This window comes from Kribbella sp. NPDC048837 (assembly GCF_055586945.1).
The window spans coordinates 487,382-514,155 of record NZ_JBVJHF010000001.1 but is presented as its reverse complement, the minus strand read 5'-3'; the positions used below and the strand labels follow the sequence as shown (position 1 = coordinate 514,155).

The 26,774-nt window shown below is 68.9% G+C and carries 23 protein-coding genes; 12 read left to right on the top strand and 11 right to left on the bottom strand.

The genetic code is table 11. The annotated features are described in order from the left end of the window. Positions 1-19: 19 nt before the first annotated feature. Positions 20-787 (bottom strand): L,D-transpeptidase, encoded by a 768-nt coding sequence (locus ACZ6O0_RS02490; RefSeq protein WP_465763028.1) that lies wholly within the window; start codon positions 785-787, stop codon positions 20-22. 86 nt (positions 788-873) lie between these two features. Next, a complete protein-coding gene (locus ACZ6O0_RS02485; RefSeq protein ID WP_465763027.1) occupies positions 874-1,710 on the bottom strand; it encodes a polysaccharide deacetylase family protein in 837 nt (278 codons plus the stop codon). 59 nt (positions 1,711-1,769) lie between these two features. Between ACZ6O0_RS02485 and ACZ6O0_RS02480 the strand changes: the two genes are divergently transcribed. Continuing rightward, positions 1,770-2,132, top strand: a complete 363-nt coding sequence (locus ACZ6O0_RS02480) for a MerR family transcriptional regulator (RefSeq protein ID WP_465763026.1) — start codon at positions 1,770-1,772, stop codon at positions 2,130-2,132. A 344-nt stretch (positions 2,133-2,476) separates the two neighbouring features. Here ACZ6O0_RS02480 and ACZ6O0_RS02475 read toward each other — a convergent pair whose 3' ends face one another. Beyond that, a complete protein-coding gene (locus ACZ6O0_RS02475) occupies positions 2,477-3,325 on the bottom strand; it encodes a PAC2 family protein (RefSeq protein WP_465763025.1) in 849 nt (282 codons plus the stop codon). A 202-nt stretch (positions 3,326-3,527) separates the two neighbouring features. On the opposite strand from ACZ6O0_RS02475, the gene ACZ6O0_RS02470 reads away from it, so the two are divergent. The 7 genes from ACZ6O0_RS02470 to ACZ6O0_RS02440 all read left to right on the top strand — a co-directional run bounded on the left by ACZ6O0_RS02470 (position 3,528) and on the right by ACZ6O0_RS02440 (position 12,304). Continuing rightward, on the top strand, positions 3,528-4,181 hold the full coding sequence (locus ACZ6O0_RS02470; protein ID WP_465763024.1) for an HAD family hydrolase: 654 nt from the start codon (positions 3,528-3,530) through the stop codon (positions 4,179-4,181). Positions 4,182-4,408: 227 nt separating this feature from the next. Continuing rightward, a complete protein-coding gene (locus ACZ6O0_RS02465; protein ID WP_465763023.1) occupies positions 4,409-5,980 on the top strand; it encodes an ABC transporter substrate-binding protein in 1,572 nt (523 codons plus the stop codon). Between the two features lie 231 nt (positions 5,981-6,211). Continuing rightward, positions 6,212-7,204, top strand: coding sequence for an ABC transporter permease (locus ACZ6O0_RS02460; protein ID WP_465763022.1), 993 nt, complete (start codon positions 6,212-6,214; stop codon positions 7,202-7,204). Between the two features lie 55 nt (positions 7,205-7,259). Further along, positions 7,260-9,035: an ABC transporter substrate-binding protein gene (locus ACZ6O0_RS02455; protein WP_465763021.1), complete on the top strand. Its 1,776-nt coding sequence runs from the start codon at positions 7,260-7,262 to the stop codon at positions 9,033-9,035. Positions 9,036-9,132: 97 nt separating this feature from the next. Further along, positions 9,133-10,146, top strand: coding sequence for an ABC transporter permease (locus ACZ6O0_RS02450; protein ID WP_465763020.1), 1,014 nt, complete (start codon positions 9,133-9,135; stop codon positions 10,144-10,146). Beyond that, the gene (locus ACZ6O0_RS02445) at positions 10,143-11,204 is read left to right on the top strand and encodes an ABC transporter ATP-binding protein (protein WP_465763019.1); all 1,062 of its coding nucleotides are present in this window, start codon (positions 10,143-10,145) and stop codon (positions 11,202-11,204) included. Before ACZ6O0_RS02450 ends, ACZ6O0_RS02445 begins: the two co-directional genes overlap by 4 nt. Before the next feature lie 14 nt (positions 11,205-11,218). Continuing rightward, a complete protein-coding gene (locus tag ACZ6O0_RS02440; RefSeq protein ID WP_465763018.1) occupies positions 11,219-12,304 on the top strand; it encodes an ABC transporter ATP-binding protein in 1,086 nt (361 codons plus the stop codon). A 3-nt stretch (positions 12,305-12,307) separates the two neighbouring features. On the opposite strand, the gene ACZ6O0_RS02435 is transcribed toward ACZ6O0_RS02440, so the two are convergent. The 4 genes from ACZ6O0_RS02435 to ACZ6O0_RS02420 all read right to left on the bottom strand — a co-directional run bounded on the left by ACZ6O0_RS02435 (position 12,308) and on the right by ACZ6O0_RS02420 (position 16,066). After that, a complete protein-coding gene (locus ACZ6O0_RS02435; RefSeq protein ID WP_465763017.1) occupies positions 12,308-13,096 on the bottom strand; it encodes an SGNH/GDSL hydrolase family protein in 789 nt (262 codons plus the stop codon). Continuing rightward, entirely contained in the window at positions 13,093-14,355 is a 1,263-nt protein-coding gene (locus ACZ6O0_RS02430) for an alpha/beta hydrolase (RefSeq protein WP_465763016.1), read from the bottom strand. Before ACZ6O0_RS02430 ends, ACZ6O0_RS02435 begins: the two co-directional genes overlap by 4 nt. Positions 14,356-14,426: 71 nt before the next feature. Beyond that, positions 14,427-15,536 (bottom strand): hypothetical protein, encoded by a 1,110-nt coding sequence (locus ACZ6O0_RS02425; RefSeq protein WP_465763015.1) that lies wholly within the window; start codon positions 15,534-15,536, stop codon positions 14,427-14,429. After that, positions 15,533-16,066, bottom strand: coding sequence for a SigE family RNA polymerase sigma factor (locus ACZ6O0_RS02420; protein ID WP_465763014.1), 534 nt, complete (start codon positions 16,064-16,066; stop codon positions 15,533-15,535). The genes ACZ6O0_RS02425 and ACZ6O0_RS02420 overlap by 4 nt, the downstream gene beginning before the upstream one ends. Positions 16,067-16,132: 66 nt before the next feature. On the opposite strand from ACZ6O0_RS02420, the gene ACZ6O0_RS02415 reads away from it, so the two are divergent. The 4 genes from ACZ6O0_RS02415 (at position 16,133) to ACZ6O0_RS02400 (ending at position 21,046) form a co-directional block, all read left to right on the top strand. Continuing rightward, on the top strand, positions 16,133-16,756 hold the full coding sequence (locus ACZ6O0_RS02415; protein ID WP_465763013.1) for a VOC family protein: 624 nt from the start codon (positions 16,133-16,135) through the stop codon (positions 16,754-16,756). 134 nt (positions 16,757-16,890) lie between these two features. Beyond that, complete coding sequence (locus tag ACZ6O0_RS02410) at positions 16,891-17,727, top strand: MIP/aquaporin family protein (RefSeq protein WP_465763012.1); 837 nt, start codon at positions 16,891-16,893, stop codon at positions 17,725-17,727. Positions 17,728-17,766: 39 nt separating this feature from the next. Then, positions 17,767-19,284 carry a glycerol kinase GlpK gene (gene glpK, locus ACZ6O0_RS02405; RefSeq protein ID WP_465763011.1) on the top strand — a complete coding sequence of 506 codons (1,518 nt, stop codon included), beginning with the start codon at positions 17,767-17,769 and terminating at the stop codon, positions 19,282-19,284. 49 nt (positions 19,285-19,333) lie between these two features. Next, positions 19,334-21,046 (top strand): glycerol-3-phosphate dehydrogenase/oxidase, encoded by a 1,713-nt coding sequence (locus ACZ6O0_RS02400; protein ID WP_465763010.1) that lies wholly within the window; start codon positions 19,334-19,336, stop codon positions 21,044-21,046. 116 nt (positions 21,047-21,162) lie between these two features. Here ACZ6O0_RS02400 and glpK (ACZ6O0_RS02395) read toward each other — a convergent pair whose 3' ends face one another. The 4 genes from glpK (ACZ6O0_RS02395) to ACZ6O0_RS02380 are packed head-to-tail and all read right to left on the bottom strand — an operon-like array spanning position 21,163 to position 26,774. Continuing rightward, a complete protein-coding gene (glpK, locus tag ACZ6O0_RS02395; protein ID WP_465763009.1) occupies positions 21,163-22,680 on the bottom strand; it encodes a glycerol kinase GlpK in 1,518 nt (505 codons plus the stop codon). Positions 22,681-22,701: 21 nt separating this feature from the next. Beyond that, positions 22,702-23,460, bottom strand: coding sequence for an IclR family transcriptional regulator (locus tag ACZ6O0_RS02390; RefSeq protein ID WP_465763008.1), 759 nt, complete (start codon positions 23,458-23,460; stop codon positions 22,702-22,704). 45 nt (positions 23,461-23,505) lie between these two features. Further along, positions 23,506-26,025, bottom strand: a complete 2,520-nt coding sequence (locus tag ACZ6O0_RS02385; protein ID WP_465763007.1) for an ABC transporter permease — start codon at positions 26,023-26,025, stop codon at positions 23,506-23,508. Then, positions 26,025-26,774, bottom strand: a complete 750-nt coding sequence (locus tag ACZ6O0_RS02380) for an ABC transporter ATP-binding protein (protein WP_465763006.1) — start codon at positions 26,772-26,774, stop codon at positions 26,025-26,027. Before ACZ6O0_RS02380 ends, ACZ6O0_RS02385 begins: the two co-directional genes overlap by 1 nt.

Sequence of the window (26,774 nt, the reverse complement as noted above, 5' to 3'; positions counted from 1 at the left end):
CACGGGTGTCCTCAGCTCTCTACTTGCTGTCGATCAGGACGAGCGTCCCGAGCGGAACCTTCTGGAGATGGGCGAGCGCGATCTTGGGCACGCGGACACACCCGGCGCTGATCGCCGCTCCGAACACGTCCGGACGCGGCCAGCCGTGGATCGCGACCGTACCAGGTCCGCCACCGAACGTGTCCAGAGTGGGACTGTGCGCACCCAACGGCAGCACGATCGGCGAGGCCGACCGCTTGTTGTCGATGATCGAACCGAGCAGGAACGTGCGTCCCGGCGGAGTCGGCGTCTTCTTCGCGCCGACGCCGGCCTTCCACTCACCGAGCCGCCTGCCCTGCTGGAACAGCTCGATGGTGCGCGAGCTGGTGTGCACCCGGATCAGGTACGACGAGGATGCGCGATCGAGATCCTCGTCCGGTAGCCAGCCGGTGGAGCGGTTCGGCTTGGACGGCAGCAGCACCCGGACCCAGCCGTCGGTCCGCTCGACCACTGGCAGCCAGGTCGGTCCGAACTGGGTCGGTTCGATCTTGGCGAAGGCGTCCGCGTCCGGTGCGCTGTACAGCGCGGTCTCCGCCCGCGGGTGGACAACGAGACCGTCTGTACCGGCGAAGGGCTGAGTGTCGAGCGGCGCGGTGGTGATCGTGGTCGCGGTCGTCGAGGCCGTCAGCGTGGTGAGGTCGACGTCCTCGTGCTTCTTGCCGCCGAACACCCCGACCACCGCGACGACGCCGAGCAGGACGAGCACCGCCAAGGCCGGGACCGAGCTCCCGCCCCGCTCGTTGCGCATGTCCGTGCTCCCCGTGATCCCTGGCCCCTCGTCCGGACGAGAATAGGCCGATCACCACCATTGCGCCACTGTTGGTGACACAGTCACTATGTCTCATAGTGGGCGGCGATGTCGTCACTCGTCGTCAACCAGACGTCGCTCTGGGACGCAATGTACTCCAGCGCCAGGTCCAGGTACTTCGCCCGGAACGGCTGCCCGATCACGAACGGGTGCAGCGCCAGGGCCATCACCCGGCCGGTGTGCTCGGAGTCCGCGCGGAGTACGTCGTACTGGTCCTTCACCATCTGGAGGAAGTCGGGGCCGGTGAGGCCGCGGAGGAACAGGCCGAGGTCGTTGAGCTCGACGGTGTACGGGACGCTCAGCATGCCGGGGACGTTGAGGCGGTAGGGCTGGTCGTCGTTGGTCCAGTCGAGGACGTACTGGTAGCCGAGTTCGGCCAGGAGTTCCGGGGTGTTGTGGGTCTCGGTCAGGCCCGGGCCCATCCAGCCGCGCGGGCGGTGGCCGGTGGCGGTCTCGATGGTGCCGGTGATCTCGGTGAGGATGCGGCGTTCCTCATCCGGTGCGTACCCGGTGTGCAGGATCGAGTTGGTCGAGCCGTGCGCCAGCCAGGCCCAGTCGCGTTCGACGCCGGCCTTGATGATCTGTGGATTGTGCTCGGCAACCATCGAGTTCACCAGGGCGCTGGCGCGGAGGCCGTGGCGGTCGAGGATGTCGATCGTGCGCCAGATGCCGACGCGGGCGCCGTACTCGCGCCATCCGTGGTTCAACGGGTCCGGTGTGAGGTCGAGCGGCCAGATGCTGGTCGACGGCTGGTCGGGGAGGAAGTGCTCGATGTTGAGGCCGACGTAGAAGGCGACCCGCTTGCCGTCGGGCCAGGTCAGCCGCGGGCGTTCGGTGATCGGGCTGTAGTCGAAGAGCGTCATACCGGCACGGTAAAATCTGACATCAGTGTCAGGTTCAAGTCCCTTCGGGAGGATCGGCGATGCGGATCGGGGAACTGGCCCGGCGGACCGGGGTGAGCGAGCGGTCGCTGCGGTACTACGAGCAGCAGGGCCTCCTCGTGTCGGACCGCAGTCCCGGCGGCCAACGCGAGTACGCCGAACGCGCCGTCGACCGGGTGATCCTGATCCAGGAGCTGTTCGCGGCCGGCCTCCACAGCCGGAAGATCGCCGAGCTGCTCCCGTGCATGCGAGACCCCGACGGCGGCCCCAACGAGCGCGCCACCCCGGAGCTGGTCACGTCGCTGACGGCGGAACGCGACCGCATCGACCGCATGATCGCCGACCTCACCACCTCCCGAGCAGTCCTGGACGACGTCATCACCACCGCCGCCCGCGAGCTGTAGACCCGGCCGCGCGCCGAGCGGCTCCGCTGGGCAGCCGCAGGCTGGGTGTGGGTGATTCCGTGGGTCACGCCGTCAGCGCGGTCGGTGTGACCGGGTCGCCGCGTTCACCGGCGCCGGCCAGGCAGCCGACCGCGCGACGCAGGAGCGCAAACACGCGGGCGGCAGCCCGCACACCGGCGGGCGCAAGCCAGCCCACCCGGCGGCGCAAGCCAGCCCACCCGGCGGGCGCAAGCCCGCGCACCGCGGGCGGTAGCCCGAAAGGAACCTCGGGTGGGTGGGAGCGCGCGGAGCGGGCGCGACGTAGGAGCGACTGCTGGAGCTCGCGTGGGAAGGACCCAGTACCTCTAGTCGCTCGGGTGGTTCTTGTTGCGCCGCCTCAGGTAGCGCTCGAACTCGGCCGCGATCGCCTCGCCGGTCGCCTCGGGGAGGTCGGCGGTGTCGCGTTGCTCCTCGAGCGACTGGACGTACTCGGCGACTTCCGGGTCCTCTTCGGAGAGCTCGTCGGCCCCGCGCTGCCAGGCGCGCGCCAGCTCCGGCAGCTCGCCCTCCGGGATCGGGAGGTCGAGCAGTGCCTCGACCTTGCCGAGGAGTGCGAGGGACGCCTTCGGGCACGGGGTGCCGGCGATGTAGTGCGGGATCGCGGACCAGATCGAGACCGACGGTACGCCGAGGGTCCCGCAGAGGTCGGCGAAGACGCCGGTGATGCCGGTGGGGCCTTCGTACGTCGACGGCTCGAGGCTCCAGGACGCGCTGAGCTCGGGGTCGGACGAGCTGGCCGAGACCGGGATCGGGCGGGTGTGGGGGGAGTCCGCGAGGAGGGCGCCGAGGACGACGACGATCTGCGCGTTGGACTCGTCGACGACCTCGAGCAACTCCTGGCAGAAGCCGCGCCAGCGCATGTTCGGCTCGATGCCGCGGATCAGCAGGACGTCGCGGTCGCTGTCCTCGGGGCGGGCCAGGTACACCCGGGTGGTCGGCCAGGTGAGCCGCCGTACGCCGTCCTCGTCGAAGCCGACCTGGGGGCGGTTCACCTGGAAGTCGTAGTAGTCCTCGGGGTCGATCGCGGTGACGAGTTCCGCGTCCCACTCGTCGATCAGGTGGTCGACCGCACCGGTGGCCGCCTCGGCCGCGTCGTTCCAGCCCTCGAACGCGGCGATCACGACCGGGTCCCTCAGGTTCGCGAGGTCAACCACTCGCAGGCCCCCTGTCGTCTCTGTAGCCATCCGGCGGGGTCGCCGGAAACCGGACTGCCAGCCTACGTGCTCGGACGGTTCGCTGCGCCGGGTTTCACGTCCAGCGGAACGTGTCGGTGAGACCCGGAATGTCCTGACCTGGGGTGGGACGGGAGAATGGGTACGACGTGTTCGGGCGGGAGACCTTTCGGAGGAGCTGGAGTTGCCACCCCTGCAAGCGGTGCTGTGGGACATGGACGGGACGTTGGTCGACTCCGAGAAGGTCTGGGCGGAGGTGCAGCTGCGGCTGCTGGCCGAGCTCGGTGCGACCTGGACGGTCGAGGACTGCGTCGGGCTGATCGGCAGCGATCTGCGGGACGCGGTGCAGGTGTGGATGTCGCGGATCCCGGCCGGGGTGATCACCGCGGAGGAGCTGGCCGACCGGATGTTCTCCGAGGTGGTCGAGTCGCTCCGCCGGGAGGTGACCTTCCAGCCGGGCGCGATGGAGCTGCTGCAGGCGCTGCGCAAGGAAGAAGTACCGTGCGCGCTGGTGTCGGCGTCGTACCGGGTGATGATCGACGCGGTGCTCGGCCACCTGCCGCCGGATCCGTTCGACGTGATCGTGGCGGGCGACGAGGTGACGCTGGGCAAGCCTCACCCGGAGCCGTACCTGACCGCCGCGGCGAAGCTCGGCGTCGACCCGGCCCACTGCGTCGTGATCGAGGACTCGGTCACCGGGACCCAGGCCGGGACGGCGGCCGGCATGTACGTCGTCGCCGTACCGCAGTGGGTGTCGATCCCGGAGGCGCCCCGCCGGCTCGTGGTCACCTCCCTCGAACCCCTCACCCCGGAGTCCCTTCGCGACCTGCTCCGTTGACGAGCTACCGTCACTTGGTGCCGAAGTGTCCCGTGGTGATGGTTGCTCGACGCTTGCGGCACCCAGGCACGCGCCTCGCGGCGTTGGAGCAGCGTCCACGATGAAACCCGCATCGAGGACGCCGCTCCGCCTTGCGATGCACGCACCTGGACACCGCAATCGTTCGAGCAACCATCACCACGGGACACTTGGGGCGTTGAACGGGTCATGGGCTGGGGATGGGAGAGATGGTGAGCGAGTGGGTGCGCCGGGTTGCGGCGGCCGTCGCGGTGGGCTCGGTGGGCGTGTCGCTGGCGGCGTGCGGGCAGCCGGACGACAACGCGCCGCACCCGGGTGACCCGACGCCGAAGCTGATGGTGCTGCGGCTCGTCACCACCGACGCGATCGGGTCCCTCGACCCGGCCGGGCCGTACGACGTGAGCTCGCGGACCGTGCAGGCGAACCTGTACCAGACCCTGCTGACGATCATGCCGGGCAAGCCGACCCCGGTGCCGGACGCCGCGGACTGCCAGTTCGACTCGCCGACGACGTACACGTGCAGCCTGAAGGAGCACCTGACCTTCCCGAACGGGCACGAGTTGACCTCGTCGGACGTGAAGTTCAGCTTCGACCGGATGCTGCGGCTGAAGACGCCCGGTGGCGCGGCCGGCCTGTTCGGCTCGGTGAAGTCGGTGAGTACGCCGGACGACCTGACCGCGGTGTTCAACCTGAAGTCCCCGGACGCCCGGCTCCCGTACCTGCTGACCACGACCGCCGCGTCGATCGTGGACGAGGAGTCGTACCCGGCGAACAAGTTGCTCGAGGGCAAGGCGATCGGCAGCGGCCCGTACCAGCTGACCGCGTACAAGCCCGGCGAGGAGCTCACCCTGGCGAAGTTCACCGGGTACCGCGGTCCGCGCGGCGCGCAGAACGACGGCGTTCAGATCGACCAGCTGAAGGACTCCACCGCGCTCTACCAGGCGATCACCACCGGCAAGGCCGACCTCGCCTTCCACGGCTTCGGCCCGAGCCTGCTGGACAAGCTGCGCAAGTCGGACCAGGTTCAGGTGACCGAGTCGGACTACGCGGAGATCCGGTTCTTCGCCTTCCACATGAAGTCCCTGGTCGCGCGGCAGCCGGCGGTCCGGCGGGCGGTCGCCCAGCTGATCGACCGCCCGGCGATCGCCAAGAAGGCGTACGGCGACCACGTCAGTCCGCTGTACTCCGTGGTGCCGCCGGGGTTCGGCGGGCAGGTCGACGCGTTCAAGACCGAGTACAAGCAGCCGAGCAAGACGGCTGCCGCCGCGATCCTCAAGGACGCGGGCATCACCGTGCCGGTGCCGCTCACGGTCGGCTGGACGCCGACGCAGTACGGCGCCGGCGCGAAGGCCGAGGTGCTCGAGCTGAAACGGCAGCTCGAGGCCTCGGGGCTGTTCCGGGTGACGCTGCGGAGCGCGGAGTGGCCGCAGTACCAGCAGCTGACCCGGGCCGGGGCGTACGACCTGTTCCAGGGGAGCTGGATCCCGGACTACCCGGACGCGGACGACTACCTGGCGCCGTTCGTCGCCGGCAACGGAGCGTTCCAGAACGGTTACCGCTCGGCGGCGGCCGCGAAGCTGCTGCAGCAGGAAGCGACCGAGCAGAACGGGCTGAAGCGCGACGACCTGGTCGGGCAGCTCCAGGGCGTGCTCGCCCACGAGGCGCCGGTCGTCCCGAGCTGGCAGGGGCGACTCACCGTAGTTGCGGGCAAGGATGTGGAGAATATCCCGGCGGCGGTCGACCCGCTCTCGTTCCTGCATCTGTCCGCGCTGCGGAAATGACACAAAGATGCCATGACAGTAACGGTTCGCGAGGTGGCGGCGACCGTGGGTGTGGCGCCGTGGTTTACTGCGGATTGTCCACGATACGGGACGATTTCCTGACGATCACGATCGGGCAACGCAGCCCTTCCGGCGTTTGACTCCGCACTGTAATGGCGGCAGGTTTAGGCGGCAGCCAGCCAAACCGGTCTCGTACCGGTCCGTACTGAATCAGGCAGGGGAACCCATCGCGTGACTACCCCACTCGACGTCGAACCCGGATCGTCGGCAGCCGAGCCGGAGGCCGTCGTCGCGGGTGTACGCAGGATCGAAGGCCGCTCGCTCTGGCAGATCTCCTGGATGCGCCTCAAGCGTGACAAGGTCGCGATGGCCGGCGGCGTCGTGGTGCTCCTGCTGATCCTCGTCGCGGTCTTCGCGCCGCTGATCTGCAAGATCGTCGGCGTCACACCGAACGACTTCCACCAGGACCTCGTCGACCCGTCGCTGCAGACGCCGATCGGCAAGTGGAACGGGATCAGCTGGGACCACCCGTTCGGGATCGAGCCGGTGAACGGTCGCGACATCTTCGCCCGGATCGTGTACGGCGCCCGGATCTCACTGCTGATCGCCTTCCTGGCCACTCTGGTGGCGGTGGTGATCGGGGTCGTGATGGGCGTCATCGCGGGCTACTTCGGCGGCGTGGTGGATACCCTCATCAGTCGCTTGATGGACATCTTCCTCGCCTTCCCGCTGGTGCTGTTCGCGCTGGCCCTGGTCGGTGCGATCCCGGACTCGGCCTTCGGCCTCCAGGGAGACTCGTTGCGGGTCGCGCTGATCGTCTTCATCATCGGGTTCTTCAGTTGGCCGTACATCGGACGGATCATCCGCGGCCAGACGCTGTCGCTGCGCGAACGGGAGTTCGTCGACGCCGCCCGCAGCCTCGGTGCGCGGCGCCCGTACATCTTGTTCACCGAGTTGCTGCCGAACCTGGTCGCACCGATCCTGGTCTACGCGACTCTGCTGATTCCGACGAACGTGCTGTTCGAAGCGGGTCTGTCGTATCTCGGTGTCGGGGTCCGGCCGCCGACCTCCAGTTGGGGCGACATGCTGTCCGGGGCCGCGAACTGGTACCAGGTCGAGCCGCTCTACATGGTGCCTGCCGGCCTGGCCATCTTCATCACGGTGCTGGCCTTCAACCTGTTCGGTGATGGGCTGCGGGACGCCCTCGACCCACGCTCGCACTGAGACCTACCTCCAACCAGGGAGCCTGGCTCTCACGAAAAAAGGGGTGCAACAAGAGATGAGATGGAATCGCATCACGACGGCAACCGCCGTCAGTGCGGTCGTCGCACTGGGCCTCGCGGCTTGCGGGGGCTCCGACGACGCCGGGGGCGGCACCAGCACCGCCGGTGCCACCAAGGCCGAGTACAACGCGGCCGTCGGAAAGGTGTTCAAGCCGACCGACCAAAAGGGCGGCACGCTCCGGATGGCCATCACCGAGAAGTGGGACTCCACGGACCCGGGTGACACCTACTACGGCTTGTCCTGGAACCTCATCCGCAACTACGTCCGGCCGCTGACGGTCTTCAAGTCGGCTCCCGGCGCGGGCGGCACGGAAGTCGTTCCGGACCTCGCCGAGACCCTCGGCGTGCCCAGCGACAACGCGAAGACCTGGACCTACAAGATCCGCAAGGGCGTGAAGTTCGAGGACGGCACGCCGGTGACGTCCAAGGACGTCAAGTACGCCGTCGCGCGCTCGATGGACAAGACGACCTTCCCGAACGGCCCGACGTATTTCAACGACTTCCTGCTGGACGTTCCGAAGGACTTCAGCCCCTACAAGGACACTGCGCTCGCCGGCATCGCGAAGGCGATCGAGACGCCGGACGACCAGACGATCGTGTTCCACCTGAACAAGCCGTTCGCCGGCTTCGACTACTTCGCCCAGTTGCCGTCCACCGCTCCGGTGCCGCAGGCCAAGGACACCGGAACGAAGTACCAGTTGCACCCGATCGCCACCGGTCCGTACAAGTTCGAGAGCAACGACCCGAACAAGGGCATCTCGCTGATTCGCAACGATCAGTACGACCCGGCGACCGACCCGGACTCGGGCCGCAAGGCGCTGCCGGACAAGATCACCGTCGCGTACAACGTGAACAGCGCCGACATCGACAACCGGCTGCAGTCCGGTGACCTCGACGTCGACATCGCAGGCACCGGCGTCACCGCGGAGACCCAGGCGAAGGTCCTGGCGAACCCGGACCTCAAGGCTCACGCCGACAACGCCGCAGCCCCCCGGCTGTGGTTCACCGTGCTGAACAGCGACGTCAAGCCGTTCGACAACATCAACTGCCGCAAGGCCGTGCTGTACGCCGCCGACCACGAGGGCTACCAGCGCGCGTACGGCGGTCCGGTCGGTGGTGACATCGCCACCAACCTGATGCCGCCGCTGGTCGCGGGCGCGGAGAAGTTCGACGACTACGGCTTCGAGACCGACAAGAACGGCAACCTGGACAAGGCCAAGGAAGCGCTGACGGCGTGCGGAATGCCGAACGGCTTCAGCACCAACATCAGCTACCGCGCGGACCGGCCGAAGGAGAAGGCGACCGCGGAGTCGCTGCAGCAGTCGCTGAAGCGGGTCGGCATCAACGTGACCACCAAGCCCTACCCGACCGGTGACTACACCAAGCTGTACGCCGGCAAGCCGGACTTCGCGAAGGCCAACAACCTCGGTCTGATCGTCTACGGCTGGGGTGCTGACTGGCCGGACGGCTTCGGCTTCCTGAGCCAGATCGTGGACAGCCGGGTCATTCGGGCCGCCGGTGGTAACACGAACCTCGGCATCAAGATCCCTGAGGTGGACCAGCTGATCGACAAGGCCCTGGAGACCACCGACAAGACGGCCCGCGAGAAGATCTGGGTCGACGTCGACAAGAAGGTCATGGAGCAGGCCGCCGTCCTGCCGGGCATCTGGGCCAAGGGCCTGCTGTACCGGCCGGATACGCTCACGAACGTGTTCATCAGCGACAGCCAGAACATGTACGACTACACCGCACTCGGCGTGGCTCCGAAGTAGTCGGCCCGCCGTTCGATCGACACTTCCCAATCAGAGGTAGGTGAAGGCTAGCGGTGGCCGGTGATCCCCAGGGACCACCGGCCACCACGCCGACCAGGTGTTTGCATACTTAGTCCGCCGGGTGATCGGAGCAGTGGTCCTGCTCTTCATCGTCACGGCCGTCACGTTCTCGATCTTCTTCCTGGTTCCCCGGTTCGGCGGCGCGACAGCGGACGACCTGGCGTCGCGCTATGTCGGCAAGAGCGCCGGCGAGGCGCAGATCCACGAGACGGCGGTCAAGCTGGGCTTCACCGACCCGCTGTACGAACAATACGGCCGCTTCATCAAGGGCTTGGTCGTCGGCCAGGACTACAACTACGGTCCCTCCACCGAGCGCTGCCCGGCGCCGTGCTTCGGTTACTCGTTCCTCACCCAGCAGCCGGTCTGGCCGGACCTTGTCGACCGAATACCGGTCACGATATCGCTGGCGGTCGGTGCTGCCGTGATCTGGCTGATCGCCGGTGTCGGCACCGGTGTCATCTCGGCGCTCAGACGTGGATCGGTGCTGGACCGATCACTGATGTCAGTGGCGCTGGCCGGTGTCTCGCTACCGATCTTCTTCACCGGTCTGCTCGCGCTGTCGATCTTCAGCTACGGTCTTGGCTGGACCGCGCAGGGCGGGGCCAACCCGATGGACGCGTCCAATCCGCTCGAGTGGGCTTACGACCTGATCCTGCCCTGGACCACACTCGCGTTCCTGTACGCCGCGGCGTATGCACGACTCACCCGGGCGGGCATGCTGGAGACCATGAACGAGGACTACGTCAGGACCGCTCGGGCCAAGGGCCTGACCGAGCGGACCGTGGTGACCCGCCACGGCCTGCGGGCGACACTGACCCCGATTCTGACCATCTTCGGCCTGGACCTCGGCCTGTTGCTGGGTGGTGCGATCCTGACCGAGACGACGTTCTCGCTGCCCGGCATCGGTCAGTACGCCGTCATCGCACTGCGGGCCAACGATCTGCCCAAGGTGCTCGGCGTGACTCTGGTCGCCGCGTTCTTCATCGTGCTGGCGAACCTGATCGTCGACCTCATGTACGCCATCGTCGACCCGAGGGTGCGCATCTCGTGACCGAGCCGAAACAAGACACCGTGCAGCGGATCGAGCGAGGCGAGGCGTTCCTCGACGTGCGCGATCTGAAAGTGCACTTCCCGACCGACGACGGAGTGGTGAAGTCGGTCGACGGGATCTCGTTCAAGCTCGAGCGCGGGAAGACGCTCGGCATCGTGGGCGAGTCCGGCTCGGGCAAGAGTGTGACCAGCCTGTCGATCATGGGCCTGAACCCACGGGGTGCGGCCAAGATCAGCGGCGAGATCTTCCTCGACGGCCAGGACCTGGTCTCGTCGACGCCCGAGGAGGTTCGGCAGCTCCGCGGCAAGCGGATGGCGATGATCTTCCAGGACCCGCTCTCCGCGATGCATCCGTTCTACACCGTCGGGCACCAGATCATCGAGGCGTACCGGGTGCACAACCACGTCAGCAAGCAGGTCGCGCGCAAGCACGCGATCGAGATGCTCGACCGGGTCGGCATCCCGCAGCCGGACAAGCGCGTGGACGCGTACCCGCACGAGTTCTCCGGCGGTATGCGGCAGCGCGCGATGATCGCGATGGCGCTGTCCTGCGACCCCGACCTGCTGATCGCGGACGAGCCGACCACCGCGCTCGACGTGACCGTGCAGGCGCAGATCCTGGACCTGATCCGGGACCTGCAGCGCGAGTTCAACTCGGCGGTCATCATCATCACCCACGACCTGGGCGTGGTCGCCGAACTGGCCGACGACATCCAGGTGATGTACGCCGGCCGGGCGATCGAGTACAGCACCGCGGAGGACATCTTCGACCGCCCGCAGCACCCGTACACCTGGGGTCTGCTCGGCTCGATGCCCCGCATCGACCGGGAGCGCAGCGAGCGACTGATCCCGATCAAGGGCACGCCGCCGAGCCTGATCAACGTGCCGAGCGGATGCCCCTTCAACCCGCGCTGCGACTACGCGCACCTGACCCGCGGCGCCAGCGAGACCGAGCGTCCCGAGCTGCTGGACATCGGCGACGGTCACATGGTCGCCTGCCATCTCACCCCGGAGCAGCGCAAGCAAGCCTGGGAGACCGACATCAAGCCGAAGCTGTGAACAGGACGACGACTGTGACGACTGCGAGCACCGACCCCACCGCCGTCCCGGGCGTTGTCGCGCCGAAGATCGGCGAGGAACTGCTGTCGGTCAGCGGCCTGGTGAAGCACTTCCCGATCCGCAAGGGCCTGATGCAGCGCCAGGTCGGCGCCGTCCAGGCGGTCGACGGTCTGACGTTCAACGTCACCCGCGGCGAGACCCTGTCGCTGGTGGGGGAGTCCGGGTGCGGCAAGACCACGACCGGCCGGCTGCTGACCCGCCTGCTGGAGCCGACGTCGGGCACGATCATCCTCGAAGGCCAGGACATCAGCCACCTCCGCGAGGGCCGGATGCGTCCGCTGCGGCGCGACGTGCAGATGATCTTCCAGGACCCGTACGGCTCGCTGAACCCGCGGCACACGGTCGGCAAGATCGTCGGCGCGCCGTTCCGGCTGCAGCACGTGAAGACCGAGCACGGCGTGAAGAAGTCCGTCCAGGAGCTGCTCGAGCTGGTCGGCCTGAGCCCGGAGCACTACAACCGCTACCCGCACGAGTTCTCCGGCGGGCAGCGCCAGCGCATCGGCATCGCCCGGACGCTCGCTCTCCGGCCGAAGCTGATCGTCGCCGACGAGCCGGTGTCCGCGCTGGACGTGTCGATCCAGGCCCAGGTCGTCAACCTGCTGGAGGACCTGCAGACCGAGTTCGACCTGACCTACGTGATGATCGCCCACGACCTGTCCGTCGTACGGCACGTGTCGGACCGGGTCGCGGTCATGTACCTCGGCAAGATCGTCGAGCTCGCCGACCGGGTCGACCTGTACGAGAAGCCGATGCACCCCTACACTGTGGCGCTGCTGTCGGCCGTCCCGGTCCCGGACACCAAGCGCAAGGGCAAGCAGGAGCGCATCCGCCTGCAGGGCGACGTCCCGAGCCCGATCAACCCGCCGCCCGCGTGCCGCTTCCACACCCGGTGCTGGAAGGCCCAGGACATCTGCAAGACCACCGAGCCGCCGCTGCTCCAGCTGGCTCCCGGGCACCAGACCGCGTGCCACTTCCCGGAGAACCAGCCCAGCGACAAGCCGGTCGCCCCAGCCCCGAGCCCGGACACCGACCCCAGCTGACGGTCAGTGGAAGGTTGCCCTGGGCAAGCCTGTGTTCGCGAGCCGTTGGGCGATCAGCTGATGGCCGGCCGCGTTGGGATGGTCGCCGTCCGGGGCTAGCAGGGCTGTGACGTCCGTACCGGGTCGCTCGAAGGCTGCGTAGAGGTCGACGTAGGTGACACCGGTCGAGGCGGCGACGTCGGCGATGATCGCGTTGACGCGCAGGGTCAGGTCGGTGGTCGCGGCCCGGCCGGTGGCGGGGAAGGTACGGCGGGCGACCTCGCCGTCCTCGAAGACGTTCCAGTAGCCGGTAACGAGGACGGTGGTCGCGCGGCCGGCGCGGAGTGCTCCGATCCGGTCGAGGATCCGGTGCAGGTTGGTGCTGAGCTGCTCGAGCTCGTCGGCGACGCAGTCGGTGTCGGTGCACCGGCCGGTGGTGATGTCGTCGTGGTGGTCGCCGAAGTCGTTGGCACCGATGGTGAGGAGTACGACGTCGGCCGTCGAGGTCGCTGTCTCGGTGCGGGAGCCGGCCTGGTCGAGCCGATTGAGGAGGCCGGTGGAGTCGAGCCCACCGGCGCCCAGGTTGTCGACCGAGACGGTGTCGCCGGTGTGCTCGTGCAGGAGTACGCCGTACATCGCGGGGAAGGCGGCGCAGCGGCAGGCGGTGCCGGAGGTGACCGAGTCGCCGAGTGCCACCACCTGGAGCTGCGTGGTCGTTGCTATCGGCAATTGTGGCGGCGCTCCGCCGGCCAGGGTGCTGACCAGGACGGCGAGGAGCAGCGCGGTGGTGAACCGTCGCAGTCTGGGGATCACGCCGATTTCGTGACGAGCTGGTTCGCCAGCCAGGGATAGGCCGACGCGAAGGCGGGCCCGGCGAACTGCCACACGTGGGTGCCGGGGGAGACTGTGACCCGGGACCAGATCCCGACCTTGGCGGCCGCCTTGGACAGCTCCGCGGCCTCGTGCTGATGCCTGAGCTCGGCGGTGCTGGTGAGGAACTGGCCGCTGACCCCCTGGTAGGGGCCGTGGGCATGCATCACCAGGAGCGCCTCGTTCGCGTGCTCGGCCGCGACGTTGCCGCCGTACAGGTCGGACAGGGTCTGGGCCGGGTCGCCGGTGTACGGGGCCAGGTCGCCGGAGATGTCGATGAAGTGGGTGAAGATCGACGGATGCTCGACCACCAGGTCGAGGGCGCAGGTGCCGCCCATCGAGAACCCGGCGACGGCCCACTGGTGCGGATTCTTCGAGGCGCCGAAGGTGTTCTGGAGGAAGTGCGGGATGTCCTGGTCGAGGTGGTCGGCGGAGTTGCCGCGCGGGCCGTTCACGCACTCGGTGTCGTTGTCGAACCTCGCGATCGGGTCGGTGAAGACCAGGATCGGCGCGTACCCGTGGTGCCGGCGGGCGTACGCGTCCGAGACCTGTACGGCGTTGCCGAGCCGGACCCAGTCACCCGGGCCACCACGCTCGCCGCCGATCATCTCCACCACCGGCAGCGCCGGGCGATGCCGGCCGCGGAACCAGATCGGCGGCAGGTAGACGAGCTCCTGCCGGTGCCGGAAACCGCTGTACGTCGCGGGGATGTTGACCGCGACCAGTCGACCGGCCCGCGGGAGTTTCGCCGTACCGGCCTGGTGAGCCAGCCCGGCCATCGACTCCTGACCGGGCAGTGGAGTGTCGGTCCAGTCGTTCACAGCCGCTGAGATGGTGGGGTAGTACCCGACGAACTGGTTGATCTGGTTCGCGCAGACCAGGGAGGCGAGCGCGATCGCGACGACCGCCGTTCCGCGCCGCCACCACCGCGCACTGCGCCAGCCGACGGCCAGCACGACCAGTGCGGCCAGGCCGAAACCGAACCAGAGCCACACCCGGAACGGCAGCGGATCGTTCATCCCGACCAGTCGCGCTCCCGGGTACGCCGCAAGCAGCGTCCCCAGCACCGCACCGCCCGCGACGAGCGGGACGGTCCGCCGGCGCCACCGCCCGTCCCGCCACCCCACCGCGGCCAGTAGAGTCCCGGCGGCCACGACATCCAGCAGCGCCGGAAACCAGCCTCCGAGCAGCGACACACTCATCCAACCCCTCCAAAGCCGAGAAGATCCAACTCCCTGGACGCGGAGCCGGGCCGATCGGTTGGCAGCGGCGATCAGTTCGACGGGAAGGTGAGATCTTCCGGGTTCGCGGCGACAGCGGACTTCGCGATGCCACAGCTCAGGGTGAGGCCTGCGGGCACCCAGCATTTGAGCAGGTTGACGGGCTGGTCGCGCCCCGGCGCGTCGGCGGCCGTGAAGGTGGTGTCGTTCAGCCATTGCCCGAACGTCTTCGGCTGCGCGCCGGTGACGGTCACATGCGGACGGCCTTTGCTGTCGTAGACCCGAAGGCTGGCGCTGGTGGCGACAACGATGGACGAGCCCACGGTCGAGACGCCCACAGTGAGCGGGGCGGAGCTGTACTCCTGCAGGGCCCGCCCGACGCGCTGATTCGGAGGCTGCTTGATGGAGACGTACTTTCCGATGCCCTCCGGACCGTTGGTCAGGTAGACGTAGATGCTGGAGGAAACGGTGAGGGACTTGAACACTGTGTGCGTCGGCCGGATCACCTGTCCGACATGGGTGCGCACGTCCAGCTGCAGCAGTCCGCCGGCCGTGGTGAAGTACGCGGAGTCGCCGTCGATGGCGACCAGGCTGGTCGGCGCGTCGGCCGGGGTGGTGTGCAGACCGCCCGGGTGGTTGACGTCGTACACCACCTTGTCGGTGCGGAGGTCCCGGATGACGGTGCGGGAGCCGGTGCTCGTCGGCTCCTCCCAGCCGGCCAGCGGGCCGGACGCGGCCAACGGGCTGGTGCTGGTGGCGTCGGCCAGCTTCCGGGTGGTCCGGCCGTCGGCCAGCTTGATCTCGCCGCCGTCGGCGAAGACGAAGCCGGCGTCGGTCTGCACGAAGCGCGCGAGGCGGGCAGTGCCGGTCGCGATCTCCGCGTCGCCGTAGTGGATGATGCCGTTCAGCGCGTACGTCACCCGCCGGTCGGTGAACGTGAGGGGTGGTTTGGCCGCCGGTTCCGGGTCGGCCCGGATGATCCGGACCGCGGTCAGCCCGGCCGCGATCACGGCGAGCGCGACGAACGCCGTACCGAGGAGGGTGCCGGTGCGGCGACGGCGGAGGCGGCGCTCGCCCAGCGCGATGACCGCGTCGAGGTCGAGCTCCGGCGGCTCGGCGCCGGCGGCCCGGTCGGTGAGGGTGTCCTTGAGCAGATCGGTCATCGGGTGACTCCGGCCTTGTCCAGGAGGATTGCGTCGTCGCCGAGGCGGGCGCGGAGCTTCTTCAACGCGGCCGAGACCTGGCTCTTCACAGTGCCGACGGAGCAGTTGAGGACTTCGGCGGTCTGCGGTTCGGTCAGGTCCTCGTAGTACCTGAGCACGATCGCCGCCCGCTGCCGGGGCGGCAGCTGCCGCAGCTCGTGCCAGAGCCAGACCCGCGCGGTGGTGTCCTCGGACGGCGCCAGTTGTTCGGGCAGATCGTCGTTCGGCCGCTCGGCGTTCCACGACTTCCGCCGCCACCAGCTGATCGCGGTCGTGGTGATCACCCTTCGCGTGTACGCCTCGGCGTTCCCCGGGTCCCGCAGCCGCCGCCAGGCGACGTACGTCTTCACCAGCGCCTCCTGCACCAGGTCCTCGGCCAGCCCGCGTTCTCCGGCCAGCAGGTACGCATAGCGGTACAACGCGCCGTGCCGCCCCCGAGCAAACTCCGCGAACTCCCCGGCGTCGCCCATCAAGTCCCCTCCGTCGGACATCGTCACCTGCCCTGACGTCCTGAGCGTCTCAAATGGTTGGTCCACCCGGAGTCGTACTGTCGGGACATGCCGAGTCCGCTGGATCACCTCGCCTTCGCCACCCACGATCTGGCCGCGACCGTCGCCTGGTTCGCCGAGGCGACCGGGGTCCAGCCGGCCGACGGTGGGCGGCACGAGGGTCGCGGCACCCGGAACTACCTCGTCGGGCTCGGTCCGACCGCCTACCTGGAGATCATCGGCCCGGACCTGGAACACCCGGCGACGACGGAGCCGGTGCCGTTCGGCGTCGACGAGCTCGAGGGCGAGCGGCTGGTGACCTGGGCGATCCACCCGGACGACATCGAGGCCGCGGCGGCGGCCGCCCGGCAGGCGGGCGCGGACCTCGGGCCGATCGTGCCGATGTCGCGGACCACTCCCACCGGTGACGTGCTCAGCTGGCGGCTGACGGTCGCAGAGCGGGCGCCGTACGACGGGATCGTGCCGTTCCTGATCGACTGGGGCTCGAGTCGTCATCCGGCCGCGTCCGGGCTGCCGGCGGCGGAGCTGGTCGAGTTCGGGGCCACGCATCCACACCCGGACGAGGTGCGCGCCGTACTCGACGCGCTGCGGGTGGAGCTGCCCGTCGATGCCGGCGAGCCGGGGCTGCGGGCCGTGATCGCCGGGCCGGGAGGTACCTGTTCGCTGCTGTGACGTCACCGAGTGTCGCAGCGACCGGCCGGGCGGAGAGCGTTCGACAATGTCGAACGACGAGCGTTGTGCCGCCTCGCGAACGCTTCTACATTCCAGCCAGCCGTGGTCGTCACGGCGTGGAAGGGAGGTTCGGCATGGCTACGACCGAAGCGGTCAAAGCAAGAACCCTTCTGGGGGAGTGTTCCGCGGAGTTCGCCGGAACGTTCATCCTGATCCTGTTCGGTGTGGGCGTGGTGGCTCAAGTGGTGGCCGGGGGTATCGGGGATCACGACTCGATCGCGTGGGCCTGGGGTATCGGCGTGACGATGGGCGTGTACGTGTCGGCCCGGATCAGCGGCGCCCACATCAATCCCGCGGTGACGATCGCCCTGGCGGCGTTCCGCGGCTTCGCCTGGCGGAAGGTGCTGCCGTACATCGGTGCACAGTTCCTCGGCGCGTTCGCGGCGGCTCTGGTGGTCCGCTGGAACTACGACAAGGTCCTGGAGAAGTTCGACCCCGGCCTGACCATCAAGAGCCAGGGGGTGTTCTCCACCCTGCCGGGCAACGGCAGCACGGAGCTCGGGGTCGGCATGTGGGGCGGCTTCCTCGACCAGATCATCGGTACCGCGATCCTGATGATGGTCATCCTGGCCATCGTCGACCTGCGCAACACCGCCCCCGCGGCGAATCTCGGTCCGTTCATCATCGGCCTGCTGGTCGTGGGCATCGGCATGGCGTGGGGCACGCTGGCCGGCTACGCGATCAACCCGGCCCGTGACTTCGGGCCGCGGCTCGCCTCCTACCTGACCGGCTACGGAGGGGCCTTCAAAGACCAGTTCGGGGATCCCTATTTCTGGGTCCCGATCGTGGGACCGATCATCGGCGCGCTCATCGGCGCGCTCCTCTACGACCTGCTGGTCGGCCGGAACCTGCCGGTCAGCGACGTGGACGAGGAGCCGGGCCGGGTGCCCGACGAGGAGACCGCGGCATGACGCATCGCACCACAGCGCACTGTGAGGAGAGGACTTTCCATGGCTGACTTCGTCGGTGCCGTCGATCAGGGCACCACGAGCACCCGATTCATGATCTTCGACCACTCCGGCAACGAGCGGGGTATCCACCAGCTGGAGCACGACCAGATCCTGCCGCAGGCCGGCTGGGTCGAGCACAACCCGGTGGAGATCTGGGAGCGGACCAGCTCGGTGATCCGGACCGCGATGAACGCCCAGGGTCTGCAGGCCAGCGACCTGGCGGCGCTCGGCATCACCAACCAGCGCGAGACGGCGGTGGTCTGGAACCGCAAGACAGGACGTCCGTACTACAACGCGATCGTCTGGCAGGACACCCGGACCGACCGGATCGCCTCCGCGCTGGAGCGCGAGGGCAAGGGCGACGTGATCCGGCAGAAGGCCGGCCTGCCGCCGGCGACGTACTTCTCGGCCGGCAAGATCCAATGGATCCTCGAGAACGTCGACGGGGTCCGCGCCGCCGCCGAGGCCGGTGACGCCGTCTTCGGCAACACCGACACCTGGGTGTTGTGGAACCTCACCGGCGGTACCGAAGGCGGCGTCCACGTCACCGATGTGACGAACGCCAGCCGCACGATGCTGATGAACCTGGAGACGCTCGACTGGGACGACGAGCTGATCTCGTTCTTCAACATCCCGCGCCAGATGCTGCCGGAGATCCGGCCGTCGTCGGACCCGAACAAGTACGGCGAGACCCTCGCGAACGGCCCGTTGGGAGGCGTGGTGCCGCTGACCGGCGACCTCGGCGACCAGCAGGCGGCGACCGTGGGCCAGGTCTGCTTCAACCCGGGCGAGGCGAAGAACACCTACGGCACCGGTAACTTCATGCTGCTGAACACCGGTACCGAGCTGGTCCGGTCGAAGGCCGGCCTGCTGACCACGATGTGCTACAAGTTCGGCGACGAGGCGCCGGTCTACGCGCTGGAGGGTTCCATCGCCGTGACCGGGTCCGCGGTGCAGTGGCTGCGGGACCAGCTCGGCATCATCTCCGGCGCGGCGGAGACCGAGACGCTGGCCCGGCAGGTCGCGGACAACGGCGGCGTGTACTTCGTGCCCGCGTTCTCCGGTCTGTTCGCGCCGTACTGGCGGTCCGACGCCCGCGGTGCGATCGTCGGATTGTCCCGGTTCAACACCAACGCCCACCTGGCCCGAGCAACACTGGAAGCGATCTGCTACCAGAGCAAGGACGTCTCGGACGCGATGGAGAAGGACTCCGGCGTCAAGCTGGACGTGCTCAAGGTGGACGGTGGCATCACCGCCAACGAGCTCTGCATGCAGATGCAGGCCGACATCCTCGGCGTGGCGGTGAGCAAGCCGGTCGTCGCGGAGACCACGGCGCTCGGGGCGGCGTACGCGGCCGGCCTGGCGGTCGGCTTCTGGAAGAACAAGGAAGAACTCGTCCAGAACTGGAACGAGGACAAGCGGTGGGAGCCGCAGTGGAACGACGAACAGCGCGCCAAGGGGTACGCCGGCTGGCAGAAGGCCGTCCAGCGCACCCTTGACTGGGTCGACGTCGACTGACGCACGCCAGTTCGGTACAGCAGGACACGGAATCGGAAGGAACAGCACAGTGGGCGTAGTGGCTCTGTCACCGCAAGCGAGGGCCGAAGCGATCGACGCGATGGCCGACGGACGGGAACTGGACGTCCTGGTGATCGGTGGCGGGGTGGTCGGCACCGGGTCGGCCCTGGACGCCGCGACCCGGGGCCTGACCACCGGACTGCTGGAGGCGCGCGACTTCGCGAGCGGCACCTCCAGCCGGTCCAGCAAGCTGATGCACGGTGGTCTGCGCTATCTGGAGATGCTCGACTTCCGGCTGGTGCACGAGGCGTTGCAGGAGCGTGGGCTGCTGCTGCAACGCCTGGCACCGCACCTGGTGAAGCCGGTGCCGTTCCTCTACCCGCTCCAGCACCGCTGGTGGGAGCGGTTCTACGCCGGTGCCGGCGTCGCCTTGTACGACGGGATGGCCGTCAGTTCGGGTCACGGCGCCGGCCTGCCGCTCCACCGGCACCTGACCCGGAGCGGTGCGATGCGGCTGGTGCCGAGCCTGAAGAAGTCGGCCCTGGTCGGCGCCATCCAGTACTACGACGCCCAGGTCGACGACGCCCGGCACACGATGGAAGTCGCCCGGACGGCGGCGTCGTACGGCGCTCTGGTCGCGAACCGGGTCAAGGTCACAGGCTTCCTGCGCCAGGGCGAGCGGGTCACCGGAGTGCAGGCGAAGGACCTGGAGAGCGGCCGCGAGTTCGAGGTCCGGGCCAAGCAGGTCGTGAACGCGACCGGTGTGTGGACCGACGACACCCAGGCGATGGTGGGGGAGCGCGGGCAGTACCACGTCCGCGCCTCGAAGGGCATCCACCTCGTCGTCCCGAAGGACCGGATCCAGTCCAGCACCGGGATGATCCTGCGGACCGAGAAGTCCGTGCTGTTCATCATCCCGTGGGGCCGGCACTGGCTGATCGGTACGACGGACACCGACTGGCACCTGGACAAGGCCCACCCGGCCGCGACCAGCAAGGACATCGAGTACCTGCTCGATCACGTGAACGCCGTACTCACGACGCCGCTGACCCGCGAGGACGTCGAAGGTGTGTACGCCGGACTCCGGCCGCTGCTCGCCGGTGAGTCGGAGAGCACGTCCAAGCTGTCCCGCGAGCACGTCGTCGCGCACGCCGCGCCGGGTCTGGTAGTCGTTGCCGGCGGCAAGTACACGACGTACCGGGTGATGGCCAAGGACGCGATCGACGCGGCCGCGGCGGCCCTGGACGGCCGAGTGCCGAAGTCGGTCACCAAGACCACCCCGCTGGTCGGCGCCGACGGCTATCACGCGAAGTGGAACCAGCGGCACCTGATCGCGCAGCGGTCGGGCCTCCACGTGGCCCGGATCGAGCACCTGCTGAACCGGTACGGTTCTCTGATCGACGAGGTCCTCGCCCTGGTCGAGGAGGACCCGTCGCTCGGCGAGCAACTGCCCGGCACGCAGGACTACCTGAAGGCCGAGATCGTGTACGGCGCCAAGGCCGAAGGCGCCCGGCACCTCGACGACATCCTGGCCCGCCGGACGCGGATCTCGATCGAGGCCTGGGACCGTGGTGTCGGCGCCGCCGAGGCCGCCGCCCGCCTGGTCGCCCCGATCCTCGGCTGGGACGAGGCGACCATCGAGCGCGAGGTGTCCGTCTACCTCCGCCGCGTCCAGTCCGAACGCGACTCCCAGGACCAGCCGGACGACGAGTCCGCCGACAAGGTCCGCCTCGAGGCACCGGACATCGTCTCGCCGGCCTGACGACTCGTTGGGGAGGGCCGGCTGGGACGGCCCTCCCCAAGGCTGTCGGCGGCAGATATCAAGCGTTTGACAACGGCATCACGGCTGACGCTCTTCGAGGCACGCCGAAAGACTTGCTAAAGCTCCTGGTCCTCGGGGCGGATCCAGTTGAACGTGCGTTGCACCGCGGCCTTCCAGTTCGCGTACTCCGTCGCCCGCCGGGCCGGATCCATGTGCGGCACCCACTGCCCGGCGCGATGCCAGTTGCTGCGCAGCCCTTCGAGATCGGGCCAGTACCCCACGGCCAGGCCGGCCGCGTACGCCGCCCCGAGCGAGACGGTCTCGGTCACCATCGGGCGCACCACCGGGACGTCGAGCAGATCGGCGAGGAACTGCATCAGCAGGTTGTTGGCCGTCATCCCGCCGTCGACCTTCAACGCCGTCAGCGCGATCCCGGAGTCCGCGTTCATCGCGTCGACCACCTCGAGGGTCTGGAACCCGGTCGCCTCCAGCACCGCGCGGGCCAGGTGTCCCTTGGTGATGTAGCCGGTCAGCCCGGCGATCACCCCTCGCGCCTCGCTGCGCCAGTGCGGCGCGAACAGGCCGGAGAATGCCGGGACGATGTACGCGCCGCCGTTGTCCTCGACGGTCCGGGCCAGTGTCTCGATCTCGGCCGCCGTGTGGATCATCCCGAGCCCGTCCCGGAACCACTGGACCAGTGAGCCGGTCACCGCCATCGATCCTTCCAGCGCGTACGACGCCGGATGGTCACCGATCTGGTAGGCGACCGTGGTCAGCATGCCGTGCTTCGACCGGACGATCTCCTGCCCGGTGTGCAGCAACAGGAACGAGCCGGTGCCGTACGTGCACTTCGCCTCGCCCGCGCTGAAGCAGGTCTGCCCGAACAGCGCCGCCTGCTGGTCGCCCAGCGCCGCCCCGATCCGGACCCCGGGCAGCACCTCGGTCGCGGTCGCGAAGACCCCGGACGACGGCCGGATCTCCGGCAGGATCGCCCGCGGTACGTCGAACGCCTCCAGCAACCTGTCGTCCCACTCCAGCGTCTCGATGTTCATCAACATGGTCCGGCTGGCGTTCGTCACATCGGTGACGTGCAGTCCGCCGGACGCGCCGCCGGTGAAGTTCCAGATCAGCCAGCTCTCCATGGTGCCGAAGAAGATCTCGCCGCGCTCGGCCCGTTGCCGCAGGCCGGGCGTGTGGTCGAGCATCCACCGGATCCGCGGCGCCGAGAAGTACGTCGTCAACGGCAGGCCGCACAGGTCCGCGTACCGGTCCGGGCCCTCGTCGCCGGCCAGTTCGGTGACGAGCCGGTCGGTCCGGGTGTCCTGCCAGACCACCGCATGGCCGATCGGCCGGCCGGTGATCCGGTCCCAGAGCAGGCTGGTCTCCCGCTGGTTGGCGATGCCGATGGCAACGATCTGGGACGGTACGGCGCCGATCTGCCGGATCGCCGCCGGGACCACCCGGGTCACGTTGTTCCAGATCTCCCCGGCGTCGTGCTCCACCCACCCCGGCCGTGGAAACAGCTGCGGGTGCTCCCGCTGCGCCACGGACACCAGCCGGCCGCGCCGATCGAACAGGATGCACCGTGTCGAGTTCGTCCCCTGGTCGACGGCCGCCACGTACTGCTCAGCCATCGTGCCACCCCCGTCGAACCATCAGGTGTCCTCCCGCAGGTCTCGGCCGATCGCCTCGGCGGTGGCGCGGACCATGCTGACCAGGTCGGCGCGATGACGCAGGCGGCTGTCACAGATCCGCTCGATCCGCCCGGTCAGCCCGACCGCGCCGACGACCAGGCCGCCGAGCCCGCGGATCGGAGCGGCGATGCCGGCCAGCTCGACGGTGAACTCCTCGAACTCACCGGCCCAGCCGCGGGCGCGGACCGCGGCCAGCTCGTCGGCCAGCCGGGCCGGGTCGGTGATCGTGCGGGTGGTGAACGCCTCCAGCTTGTGCGGCCGCGCGGCACCGCTGGTGTCGAACGCCAGCACGGCCTTGCCGAGGGCGGTCGCGTGCGGCGGGAGCGTCGTACCGACGTCGAGGTCCTGGTCGCTGTCGTCCGGGCGGAAGACGTGGTGGACGACCACGACCTTGCCTTCGAGCAGGCGGCCGACGCGGACCACCTCGCCGCTGCGGGAGGCGAGGGAGTCGGCCCAGTTGATCGCCCGGCTGCGCAGCTCGTTCGGATCGAGATAGCTCTCGCCGAGCCGGCCGAAGGCGTCACTCAGGTGGTAGTGCGCGCCACTGTGGTCCTGCTCGACGAAGCCGACCTGGTGCAAGGTGCGGAGGATGCCGTGCACGGTCGTCTTGGCCAGCCCCAGTGCGTTGCCGAGGTCGGCGACCCCCAGTCCGTCGGGCGCCGCAGCCAGCAGTCGCAGCACGGCCGCAGCCCGCTCGATCGACTGCACAGTCCCCGGCACAATCGCAGGCTACCTGTGAAAACAGTGCCTGGCTTTACTTCACGATCACTCCGAGGCGATCGCTCGCAGGACGTCGAGACGGGCTGCACGCCGTGACGGCCAGACCGCAGCGAGTACGCCGACAACGGCGGCGACCACTCCCGCGAGGACCAGCTGCAGCACCGGGATGTCGCGGACGTTGAGCCCGTTGTCGACCATCGCGGACTGGATCGACGCCGCGAACACCACGCCGATCACCAGCCCGAGCAGGGCTCCGAGCAGGGAGATCGCGATCGACTCGACCCGCAGCATCCGGTTCAGCTGCCGGCGGTCCATCCCGATCGCCCGCAGCAGGCCGATCTCACGGGTCCGCTCGACCACGCCGAGTGCGAGCGTGTTCACGATGCCGAGGATCGCGATCAGGATCGCCAGCGCGAGCAGCAGGCCGATCGCGGCGAGGATGCCGTTGACCGGTCCACGCGCGCCGGCCGCGTACCCCTGCTGGTCGCGGACCTGGATCGACGGATAGTCCTTCAGCTGCCCGAGGACGGCGGCCCCGACCGGCCCCACTTCGGTGCCTTGGGCAACTTCGACGTACAGCACCGTGTCGCTCGGCGTGCCGCCGACGGCCTCGTACGCCGGGAGCGAGAGCACGATCGTGTTCAGCTGCCGGTTCGGGGCCAGGATGCCGCCGACGGTGAGCCGGTGCTTGCCCGTGGTCATGGCGAGATCGAACGTCTTGCCGACGCTCAGGCCGAGGGTCTTCGCCAGATTCCGGGGGAGCACGGCCTGGCCGTCGCGCAGCGCGGCCGCCGAGCCGGCGTCGAACTTCGTGACGATCGGTCCGTCGAGCGTGCCGTCTCCGACGCCACTGACCTGCACCGACGTGTCGCCGACCTGGGCCGCCTGCTGCCGGACCTGGTGGACCGACTGAACGCCGGAGACCTTCGCGACCCGGTCGGCGACCTCTGTGCTGAAGCTGTCCGGGCCGTCGGACGTGATGACGAGCTCGGAGGTGCCGAGGGCGTCCGCGATGTTCTTGTCGATCGATGCCTTGGCCGACGCGGCGATCACGAGCAGGCCGCTGACCAGCGCGACCGAGATCATCAGCGCGGAGGCCGTGGCGGACGTGCGCCGGGGATTGCGCTCCGCGTTGCGTCGACCGAGTGTCACCGCGGCCTTGCGACCGAGCGGCCACATCAGCGCGCGCACGACGTACTTGCTGATCAGTGGGCTGACCATCACGACGGCGAGGACCGCGAGGCCGGCGCCGAGCCCGATCAGTACGGCGCCGGGAAGGTCACCGGCGTTCAGGCCGATCAGGGTGAGCACGAGTGCCATCAGCAGCAGGAACCCGCCGATCAGGACACGGACGAGCAGTGAGCGTTCCGGGAGCGCCACGTCGTCGCGCATCGCGGCAACAGGCGGGAGCTTCCCGGCCCGGCGAGCGGCCGGGAATGCCGCCGCGATGGTGACGCCGACGCCGATCACGTAGCACGTGATCACCGTGGCCGGGCTGATCTGGAGCGCCGCCGTCGGAATCTGGAGGTCGAGACGTTGGTAGAAGAACCGGATGCCCGCGGCCACGCCGATGCCGATCAGCAGGCCGAGCGTCGAGCCGACCACACCGATGACGAGCGCCTCGGCGAGGACCGCACCGGTGACCTGGCCGCGGGACGCGCCGATCGCCCGCAGCATCGCCAGCTCGCGGGATCGCTGCGCGACGACCATCGCGAACGTGTTGACGATCAGGAAGGTGCCGACGAACAGGGCCAGGCCGGCGAACATCACCAGCACGGTGCTGAAGCCGCCGAAGGTGTTGTCCAGGTCGTGCTCCCCGTCGGCCGCGACCTGGGACGCAGTACGCACCTTGACCGAGTCGCCGACGGTCCGGGCGATCGCCTTGCTCACTGTGCCGGGGTCCGAGCCAGGTGCGACCGCCACGCTGATCGAGGTCCAGCCCGGCTTGCCGAGCAGGAGGAGCTGGGCGGTCACGGAGTCGAACGTGACCAGCGGCGCACCGGCCGACACCCCGGACAGACCGGGCGTGGTGATCGCCGTCAGCTTGGCGGTGACGGCTCTGGTCGGCGTGACGACCCGGACCTGGTCGCCGAGGTCGTAGCCCTCCCGCGTCGCGGTGGACTGGTCGAGGCCGAGCTCAGCCACCCCCGAAGGCGCCTGGCCGTCGACCACCTTGAACGGCGCGTTCCGGGTGTCCCGGGGCCACGCGGCGCCGAAGCTGGTCAGACCGTAGGTCTCGATCGGCTCCCCGTCCGGACTGAGGATCTGTACGTCGCTCACCAGCAACTGCGGGTTCGCGCTAGCGACTCCCGGTACGGCGGCGACGCGGTCGACCACGGAGGACTGGAAGGTCGCGGGCCGGTTGGTGGCGGCCTCGATCGGACTGGCCGGCGTCACCGTGATGTCCGCCGTACTGGTGGTGAAGTTCTTCTTCAGGGCGGTGGACAGTGTGTCGGTGAAGACCATCGCGCCGCTCGCGAACGCGACGCCGAGCAGGACCGCGACCGTGCACAGCACGAAGCGGAGCCGGTGCGCGAGGACCGAGCGGAGGCCGAGCTTGAGCATCAGCCGGCCACGGCCGGGTCGAGCTGCTTCATGGTGTCGAGCACGGCGTCGGCCGTCGGGTCGTGCAGCTCGGACTGGAGCCGTCCGTCGGCGAGGAACAGGACCCGGTCGGCGTACGAGGCCGCGGTCGGGTCGTGGGTGACCATCACGACGGTCTGGCCGAAGTCACGGACCGAGCGATGCAGGAAACCGAGGACGTCGGCCGACGAGCGCGAGTCGAGATTGCCGGTCGGTTCGTCGGCGAACACCACGTCCGGCCGGGAGACGAGGGCGCGGGCACACGCCACCCGCTGCTGCTGGCCACCGGAGAGCTCCGACGGCTTGTGGCCGAGGCGGTCGGACAGGCCGATCGTGTCGATCACCGTGGTGAGCCAGTCGTGGTCGGGTTTGCGGCCGGCCAGATCGACGGGCAGCGTGATGTTCTCCAGCGCGGTCAGGGTCGGGACCAGGTTGAACGCCTGGAACACGAATCCGATCCGGTCCCGGCGCAGGTGCGTGAGCTGCTTCTCGGGCAGCCGGGTGAGGTCGACGTCGCCGAGGAAGACCTGTCCCTCGGTCGGCTTGTCCAGGCCGGCCAGGCAGTGCAGCAGGGTCGACTTGCCGGACCCCGAAGGACCCATGATCGCGGTGAACCGGCCGGTGCCGATGTCGGCGGTCACGTCGGCGAGCGCGTCGACCTGTGTCTGGCCGCCGCCGTACCGCTTCCACACCCCAACAGCTCGCACCGCAGCCGTGTCGCCCACACTCAT